Below are 8,101 nucleotides of genomic sequence, written 5' to 3'. Positions count from 1 at the left end.
CGGGAGCAAGCTCCCTTTGATTCGCTCGACTTGCATGTATTAGGCACGCCGCCAGCGTTCGTCCTGAGCCAGGATCAAACTCTCCGAAGAATGTTTGACTTGCTCATAGAAGTGCTGGCATTGATATACATCAATGGTCAACATTACTTTTTTTGAATAGTGTTAGTTCACTATATATCGTACGTTTACGCTTTGTTTTGTTCAGTTTTCAAAGAGCAATTATCTTAAAGCAACTTAATTAGTTTATCATGTATCTCAGAACAAGTCAACAACTTTTTTGAAGTTTTTTTAAATCTTTAAATCAGTTTGTAACTCGCTCGTAACAACAGATATAAATATACCACCGTTAACCCCGCTAGGCAATAGTTTTTTTGAAAGTTTTTTCGAAATAATAATATTTATGTATTGTAAATATTCGGCCTCTATAAAAAAGAAAAACGGCCTGGTTTTCTCCAGAGAACTCAGTCTCTTAATGAGAAAAACCAGACCGGTTATTTCTTAAATTAACGATGTCTCATTAATGGGAATAAAAGAACGTCCCTAATTGAAGGGGAATTAGTCAGCAGCATCACTAAACGGTCGATTCCGATGCCTAATCCTCCGGTAGGCGGCATTCCGTATTCTAGAGCTTCAATGAAGTCCTCATCCATTTCATGCGCTTCATCATTCCCTTGTTCTCTCTCAAGAAGCTGCGCCTCGAAACGCTGGCGCTGATCAATTGGGTCATTCAATTCTGTAAAGGCATTTGCATGTTCCCGCGCCACAATGAATAACTCGAAACGATCTGTAAAACGCGGATCCTCAGGATTTTTCTTCGCCAACGGAGAAATCTCAAGCGGATGTCCGTAAATGAAAGTCGGCTGGATTAACTTCTCCTCAACTGCCTGCTCGAAGAATTCATTAATAATATGTCCAACTTCCATTGTTTCTTTTATTTCGATATTGTGTTCCTTCGCAAGCTGCTGAGCTTCTTCTTTGCTCATGTGCTTCCAGAAGTCCACCCCTGTATATTCTTTTACTGCATCCACCATATGAAGTCTCTTCCATTGAGGCTTAAGATCAATTTCATATTCTCCATACTGAATCGTTGTAGTTCCCAAGACTTCCTGCGCAATATGGGCGACAAGATTTTCAGTAAGGGACATGATGTCCTGATAGTCTGCGTAGGCTTCGTACAGTTCAATCATCGTAAATTCAGGGTTATGTCTGGTAGATATCCCTTCATTCCTGAAGACACGGCCGATTTCATATACTTTTTCCAACCCACCGACAATCAGGCGCTTTAAATGCAGCTCAATCGCAATCCTTAAGTGGAGGGGCATGTCCAATGCATTATGATGCGTGTTAAACGGACGGGCAGCCGCACCGCCGGCAACAGAATGCAGCATAGGTGTTTCTACTTCCAGGAATCCCTGGGCATCTAAATATCTGCGCATCGCCTGGATAATTTTGCTTCGCATAATGAAGGTCTTCTTGCTCTCTTCATTTGTGATTAAATCTACATAACGTTTGCGGTAGCGTTCTTCTACGTCTTTCAGCCCGTGAAATTTGTCCGGAAGAGGACGCAATGCTTTAGAAAGGAAAACATATTTTGTTGCTTTAATGGAAAGTTCTCCAACCTTTGTTTTAAAAACGTTTCCGGTAATCCCGATAATGTCTCCAAGATCTGTTGTTCCGAATACTTCATAAGCCTCATCGCCTACAGCATCCTTCCGAACATAAATTTGGATTTGGCCGCTGATATCCTGGATATGAGCAAATCCCGCTTTTCCTTTTCCGCGCTTCGTCATGATGCGTCCGGCTATCGTAACTTCAATTTCTTGCTCATCTAATTCTTCTTTGGAAAGTTCTCCATATTTCTCTATTAGATCTGCTGCCAAGTGTGTACGCTCAAATCTGCTGCCAAACGGGTCATTGCCGCTTTCAAGCATTGTCTGCATTTTCTCGCGTCGAACTTGCAGCTGGTCATTTATTTCTTCATGACTCATTTTAGTATCATCTCCATCTTTGTTAATTCAGACATGTATATAAAATTCTGCATCCTTATTCATTTTTACATAATCTATAACAATCGAACAGCCTTTTATCTAAAAATATTCTTCCAGATTCCATATAAAAACTGCCAGTAATCTCTGGCAGTTTGAATAAAGCGTATTATAGAAAAATAGGAAGGTAATGTCAAACGTTTAAACCATTTGTATATTCTGCTGCCGTGCTTCTATCTCATCAACCATTCCATATAGAAGTCTGACCACGTCTTCCCGGGTGTTGCACTCATTAATGCCTTTTCGGGCATGACCATTTCCTGGAACGCCTTTTAGATACCAGGCTGCATGCTTTCTCATTTCCAAGACGGCGATGTGCTCATTCTTAAGAGCAATCAATCGATCCATATGAAGAACGCACACATCCATTTTTTCACGGACGGACGGCTCGCCGACAAATTCACCAGTCTCCAGGTACTTCACCGTTTGATAGATCATCCATGGATTCCCGAGGGCGGCACGGCCGATCATCACACCGTCTACACCTGTTTCTTTCAGCATTCTCTCAGCGTCTTGAGGTGTTTCAACATCTCCATTCCCAATGACCGGAATGTTTACGGACTCCTTCACTTCGCGGATGATATCCCAATTCGCCTTTCCTTCATACATTTGAACACGCGTTCTGCCGTGTACAGAAACTGCTTTTCCGCCTGCGCGTTCAACCGCCTGCGCATTTTCCACAGCGAATATATGTTCGTCATCCCAGCCGATTCGCATTTTGACAGTTACCGGTTTATCAACAGCATCGACAACAGCAGAAACCATATCATATATTTTATCAGGATCCAAAAGCCATCTGGCACCCGCTTCACACTTAATGATCTTATTAACCGGACAGCCCATATTGATATCAATAATGTCTGCCGTCGAGTTTTTATCCACATATTTGGCAGCCTCTACTAATGTTTTCTTATCTCCGCCAAAGATCTGAAGACTCAGGGGTTTTTCTCTTTCATCTATATAAAGCATATTCATCGTTCTTTCATTCTTAAAAACGATTCCTTTGTCGCTGATCATTTCTGCGCACACAAGTCCGGCACCAAATTCCTTGACTGTCAGCCTGAATGCAGAGTTACATACCCCAGCCATCGGTGCCAGCACCACTGGGTTTTTCATTTCAATATCGCCAATCTTTAACAAAGGGAGTACCCTCCTTGTTTCTTTTTTTCATTTATCTTCCGGCGGCTCAAGTTCCCGCAATGAAACATGGAGTCTATCAGCCACATCATGCAATAGCTGCTCCGAAGGCATCTTGTTCCCTCTCTCTACTTCACCAAGCAGGGAAATCGGGACCCCTATTTCCCTCGCAAATTCTTCTTGGGTAAAACCCTTCAGTTTTCGAAAAGCACGTATTCTTCTTCCCCATTTTTCTGCTTCCATAATCGGACTCCTTCATTATTCGAAATCATCTTAAGATCTTCACTTAAAGGCGCACTCATATTCGGAAGTTTGATGTCTGGGTCTAATTCCAATAAAGGAACCATCACAAATGCTCTTTCCTGTATCCGAGGATGCGGGATCGAAAGTATCTCCGTTTCAATATTCTCTTGATTATACAGTAAAATGTCAAGGTCCAAAGTCCGGGGACCCCACCTTATATCTCTTTTTCTGCCTAATTTGCTCTCAATATCCAGACAAGCATGCAGCAAGTTCTCCGGGTCAAAGGACGTCTCCAGCTTCAGAACGGCATTTAAAAAGCAATCCTGTTCTGTATATCCAACCGGGTCTGTTTCATACAGGGAAGAGGCTTCCATCACTCGGATTTCCGGATACTCATTCAATAGCTTCACAGCTTTTTTAAAGGTGGCCAGCCGGTCCCCCATATTAGATCCAATAGACAGGTATGCCAGATTATCCATGAGACCGTCCCCTTACTATTTCAATTGCTACGGACTCATAATGACCGGGAATTGGCGGGTTCGGCTTATATACCTTCACCGTACAAGTGTGTACCCGCGGAAAATCAGAAAGCACTCTTTCAGAAATCTTTTCTGCCACGGATTCTACTAATTTATACGGCTTCCCTTCCACAACAGCTTTTACTGTTTCAAACAATTCCCCGTAATGGACTGATTTCTCCAGATTATCGCTGGTACCCGCTTCTCTTAATTCAGTCTCTGCCATCAAGTCTACGATAAACTTCTGGCCAAGCCGGGTCTCTTCTGGAAAGACTCCATGATAGCCGTAGAATTCCATCCCGTTTACATAGATCTTATCCATGGTGTTCCCCCTTTCCAACTAAAGCGTCCATCATCTTTGCTGCCCGCGCACATTCTTTCACGTCATGAACCCGCACCATATGACATCCTTGCTGAATCCCGTGACAAACGGTTGCAATGGTTCCCTCCAGCCTTTCTTCCGGCGGCAGATCCAGCACCCCGCCAATCATCGACTTGCGGGAAGCAGCCAAGAGTACAGGAAACCCTAATGATACAAGATTATTAAGATTCCGCATCATTTCCAAATTCAAGGAAAGGTCCTTCGCAAACCCAATCCCTGGATCCAAAATAATATTTTCCTGCTTCACGCCTGCCTTTTTCGCCAGGGATATACTCTCATATAAATCTTCAAATGCATCCCGAATAAAGTGTCCATAAGCCTGATCCTCACGGTTATGCATCAAAATAACAGGAACATCGCTTTCCGCTGCCACTTCTCCCATCTTAGGATCTGCCTTCAGTCCCCATATATCATTGATTATATGGGCTCCTGCTTCCACTGCCGCTTTTGCTACCTCTGATTTATACGTATCAACAGAAATTGGAAGATCGATACGGCGGCTGACTGCCTCGATCACCGGGGCGATCCGTTCAATTTCCTCCTGGTCGGATATACGGACATAATTAGGACGGGTCGACTCTCCTCCTATATCCAAAATGTCAGCACCATCCTTGGCCATTTGCTCGGCACGCTTCAAAGCGGCATCTAAACGATTATATTTCCCTCCGTCTGAAAACGAATCCGGCGTCACGTTCAAAATGCCCATTATGTAGGTTTTCTTTCTATAATCCAATGTATACGGTCCGCAAATCGTCTGCGGGGTAAATGTTGTCATATTCCGTCCGTTCTCCTTTTTCATGAATGTTCTTACTAAAAGTGTACTCATTTCTCTGTTGAAAACGCAAGCGGCAAAACAAAAAGAAAGGTTCAGACCTATTGATCTGGACCTTTCTTACAAAGAGATATCAAGTAAAAACAAAACCCTGAAGGACTTTGCTTTCTCTTTATTCAAAATTATAAAGCGGTGTACTTAAATAACGTTCTCCGTTACTTGGAAGGATAGCTAATACTTTTTTGCCTTTACCAAGTTTTCTGGCGACTTGGATTGCAGCATAAATGGCAGCTCCAGACGAAATACCGCCAAGAACGCCTTCTTCTCTTGCAGCACGGCGTGCATATTCAAAAGCTTCCTCTGTTCCAACCGGAATAATCTCGTCATACAAGTCTGTATTCAAGATTGTTGGCACAAAACCTGCACCGATTCCCTGGATTTTATGAGGACCCGGCTTGCCTCCTGATAATACAGGGGAGTCTGAAGGTTCTACAGCATAGATCTTGATGTCAGGGTATTTTTCTTTTAACACTTCACCAGCACCTGTAATTGTTCCGCCTGTTCCAATTCCGGCAATAAAAGCATCTAATGTATCGTCACCGAATGCTTCCACGATTTCCGGACCCGTAGTTTTGCGGTGCACTTCTGGGTTAGCTTTATTATTAAATTGCTGAGGAAGGAAATAGCCATGTTCTTTTGCAAGCTCTTCAGCTTTTGCAATCGCACCCTTCATTCCTTCAGGACCAGGTGTCAATACAAGCTCTGCTCCATAAGCACGAAGCAAGTTGCGTCGCTCCATACTCATTGTTTCAGGCATAACCAGAATAGACTTGTAACCTTTTGCAGCTGCAACTAGAGCCAGTCCGATACCGGTGTTGCCGCTTGTAGGTTCAATAATCGTTGCATCCTTTGATAATTTTCCGCTTTTTTCAGCATCTTCAATCATTGAAAGAGCAATACGGTCTTTTACACTGCTTCCTGGATTGAAATATTCCAATTTCAAATAAATATCTGCACTGTTCTCCTCTTGAAGCTTGTTCAGCTTAACAATCGGTGTTTGACCGATCAATTCGACTATAGAATTCGCTATGCGTGCCATTTGCTCCACTCCTCACTTTTAATACCGAGTAAATTAATTGGTTTTGTCTACAATTTAAAATTACAGCTTTTCTGATGCATTGTCAATATATTTTAACTATTTCGTCTCATGTTCTTTAGGCCCATATAGCCATTCCACATCAAACTCATCCCAGAAGCTTTTTGCGGACAGTGAGGTTTGCATTTGTTCAAGCGCAATCTGGCGGCTGATTTGTTTTTTGACCTCTTGATAGGCATACTGCTTGCCCTTCATTTTCTCGTGAAGATAAAGAACAGCCCAGCCGTTCTCCAATTCAATCGGCTCACTCCACTCTTTTTCCTTCATCGTTTCTGCGGCCTCTGCATAAGCAGCGTTTGTATGCTCATTATCCTTTGAAATATACCCCAGGTCGCCTCCCTGGTTCGCAGTAAATTCATCCGATGACTTTTCAAGGGCCAGAGCCTGAAAATCGGCCCCTTTCTCCAGTTCAGCAATAACCTCTTCTGCCTGATCCTTCGTTTCGGTTGTAATATGGGAGACGTGATACGTATCGGGAATACGGAAAGCCTGTTTATTCTTTTCGTAATATTCCTTTTTATCTGCTTCAGGAATCGTTACATCCTTTGTAAGCAACTCTTCAAGGAGAATCCGGCTTTTGATATCCTCTTTAGACTGTTTCTCTGTCTTGTTATCCTGTCCGCTGCTCCCATACGTTGTTTTCATTAAGCGATATTCCCGTTCAACCTCTTCCTTAGACACTTTTACTTTATATTTTTGAGCAGCCTGCCTGATGACTTCCTGATCAATCATTTCCTCCAAGACATCCTGCCCGAATCGGGTTTCAAGCTCCTCGATCCACTCATCCCGGCTTATGTTCGTCCCATCGATTTTTGCAGCTGTATGGGCACCGACCGGGCTGAATTTGGAAGAGATATATGGTTTTATCACAAAGATTGCAATCCAGACTAAATTCAAAAAGGCAAGAACCGCTATAATCGTGCGCAGCCGCTGTTTAGACAACCTATCTTCCCCCATAAAGTGTGTTATTTAGCTTGTTCTTTTAATTCTTCTAAATCTTCTTTCGAGAACTGGTACTGTTCATTGCAGAAATGGCATTGAGCCTCCGCTTTCCCATCTGTCTCAATAATATCCTGAATTTCTTCTTTGCCGAGACTGACAAGCGCTCCGGCAATCCGCTCTCTTGAACATTGGCATTTGAATTCTACAGGCATTGTTTCTAAAATGGACACATTTCCTTCTCCCATCAGTTCTGTCAAAATTTCTTCCGGTGTCAGCCCATTTTGGATTTGCTTAGAAATCGGCGGGATAGTCTTGAGTCTTTCTTCAATAGCCGTAATTGTCTCATCATCAGTGCCCGGCAGAAGCTGCAGGATAAATCCGCCCGCGGCCAGGATGGAATTATCCGGATTAACCAATACTCCGACACCGACTGAAGATGGAATTTGCTCAGACGTAACAAAGTAGTAGGTAAAGTCTTCACCGAGTTCTCCGGAAACAAGCGGCACCTGACCCGTAAAGTAATCCCGGAGTCCAATATCCTTCACAACAGTCAGGAGTCCGTCTGTTCCGACCGCTCTTCTTACATCAAGCTTCCCATGCTCATTTAAATCGAAGTGCACAAAAGGATTTTGAACATATCCCCGGACTTCTCCTTTGGCATTGCTGTCCGCAAGAATAGCCCCGATTGGTCCGCCTCCTTCAATTTTCACGGTGAGTTTTTCTTCTCCCTTCAGCATGGCGCCCATCATAACCGCCGCCGACATCGATCGGCCCAGTGCAGCGGATGCTGTAGGCCATGTGTTATGCCTTCTTTGAGCTTCCCCTACTGTATTCGTTGTAGATACTGCATATGCCCGGACTTGTCCGTTATAGCCTAATGCTTTAACCAAGTAATCTTTCATGTAT

9 protein-coding genes and 1 rRNA gene are annotated in these 8,101 nt (G+C 43.4%); all 10 read right to left on the bottom strand.

Annotated elements, in window-relative coordinates:
• Positions 1-90 (bottom strand): 16S ribosomal RNA (locus BQ4305_RS01165); the annotation flags it as partial.
• A 413-nt stretch (positions 91-503) separates the two neighbouring features.
• The gene (gene lysS, locus BQ4305_RS01160; protein ID WP_110926109.1) at positions 504-1,988 is read right to left on the bottom strand and encodes a lysine--tRNA ligase; all 1,485 of its coding nucleotides are present in this window, start codon (positions 1,986-1,988) and stop codon (positions 504-506) included.
• 198 nt (positions 1,989-2,186) lie between these two features.
• Positions 2,187-3,185 (bottom strand): tRNA dihydrouridine synthase DusB, encoded by a 999-nt coding sequence (gene dusB, locus BQ4305_RS01155; protein WP_110926108.1) that lies wholly within the window; start codon positions 3,183-3,185, stop codon positions 2,187-2,189.
• Between the two features lie 27 nt (positions 3,186-3,212).
• Complete coding sequence (locus BQ4305_RS01150; RefSeq protein ID WP_110926107.1) at positions 3,213-3,425, bottom strand: helix-turn-helix domain-containing protein; 213 nt, start codon at positions 3,423-3,425, stop codon at positions 3,213-3,215.
• The gene (folK, locus tag BQ4305_RS01145; RefSeq protein ID WP_110926106.1) at positions 3,377-3,904 is read right to left on the bottom strand and encodes a 2-amino-4-hydroxy-6-hydroxymethyldihydropteridine diphosphokinase; all 528 of its coding nucleotides are present in this window, start codon (positions 3,902-3,904) and stop codon (positions 3,377-3,379) included. The genes BQ4305_RS01150 and folK overlap by 49 nt, the downstream gene beginning before the upstream one ends.
• Positions 3,897-4,265 carry a dihydroneopterin aldolase gene (gene folB, locus BQ4305_RS01140; RefSeq protein WP_110926105.1) on the bottom strand — a complete coding sequence of 123 codons (369 nt, stop codon included), beginning with the start codon at positions 4,263-4,265 and terminating at the stop codon, positions 3,897-3,899. Before folB ends, folK begins: the two co-directional genes overlap by 8 nt.
• Positions 4,258-5,100 (bottom strand): dihydropteroate synthase, encoded by an 843-nt coding sequence (gene folP / locus BQ4305_RS01135; RefSeq protein ID WP_110926104.1) that lies wholly within the window; start codon positions 5,098-5,100, stop codon positions 4,258-4,260. The genes folB and folP overlap by 8 nt, the downstream gene beginning before the upstream one ends.
• A 169-nt stretch (positions 5,101-5,269) precedes the next feature.
• Positions 5,270-6,196 (bottom strand): cysteine synthase A, encoded by a 927-nt coding sequence (gene cysK / locus BQ4305_RS01130; protein WP_110926103.1) that lies wholly within the window; start codon positions 6,194-6,196, stop codon positions 5,270-5,272.
• 96 nt (positions 6,197-6,292) lie between these two features.
• Positions 6,293-7,195: a peptidyl-prolyl cis-trans isomerase gene (locus BQ4305_RS01125; protein ID WP_199880501.1), complete on the bottom strand. Its 903-nt coding sequence runs from the start codon at positions 7,193-7,195 to the stop codon at positions 6,293-6,295.
• Between the two features lie 23 nt (positions 7,196-7,218).
• A complete protein-coding gene (hslO, locus tag BQ4305_RS01120; protein ID WP_110926101.1) occupies positions 7,219-8,097 on the bottom strand; it encodes an Hsp33 family molecular chaperone HslO in 879 nt (292 codons plus the stop codon).
• Positions 8,098-8,101: the final 4 nt, after the last annotated feature.

Source organism: Bacillus massiliglaciei (genome assembly GCF_900098925.1).
Classification (GTDB): Bacteria; Bacillota; Bacilli; order Bacillales; family DSM-1321; genus Peribacillus; species Peribacillus massiliglaciei.
This window is presented reverse-complemented; position numbering and strand designations above follow the sequence as displayed.

Bases quoted from the DNA above. Each gene is read 5' to 3' on its own strand.
- lysS (WP_110926109.1), bottom strand. From the start codon at position 1,988: ATGAGTCATGAAGAAATAAATGACCAGCTGCAAGTTCGACGCGAGAAA.
- BQ4305_RS01150 (WP_110926107.1), bottom strand. From the start codon at position 3,425: ATGGAAGCAGAAAAATGGGGAAGAAGAATACGTGCTTTTCGAAAACTG.
- folK (WP_110926106.1), bottom strand. From the start codon at position 3,904: ATGGATAATCTGGCATACCTGTCTATTGGATCTAATATGGGGGACCGG.
- folB (WP_110926105.1), bottom strand. From the start codon at position 4,265: ATGGATAAGATCTATGTAAACGGGATGGAATTCTACGGCTATCATGGA.
- folP (WP_110926104.1), bottom strand. From the start codon at position 5,100: ATGACAACATTTACCCCGCAGACGATTTGCGGACCGTATACATTGGAT.
- cysK (WP_110926103.1), bottom strand. From the start codon at position 6,196: ATGGCACGCATAGCGAATTCTATAGTCGAATTGATCGGTCAAACACCG.
- hslO (WP_110926101.1), bottom strand. From the start codon at position 8,097: ATGAAAGATTACTTGGTTAAAGCATTAGGCTATAACGGACAAGTCCGG.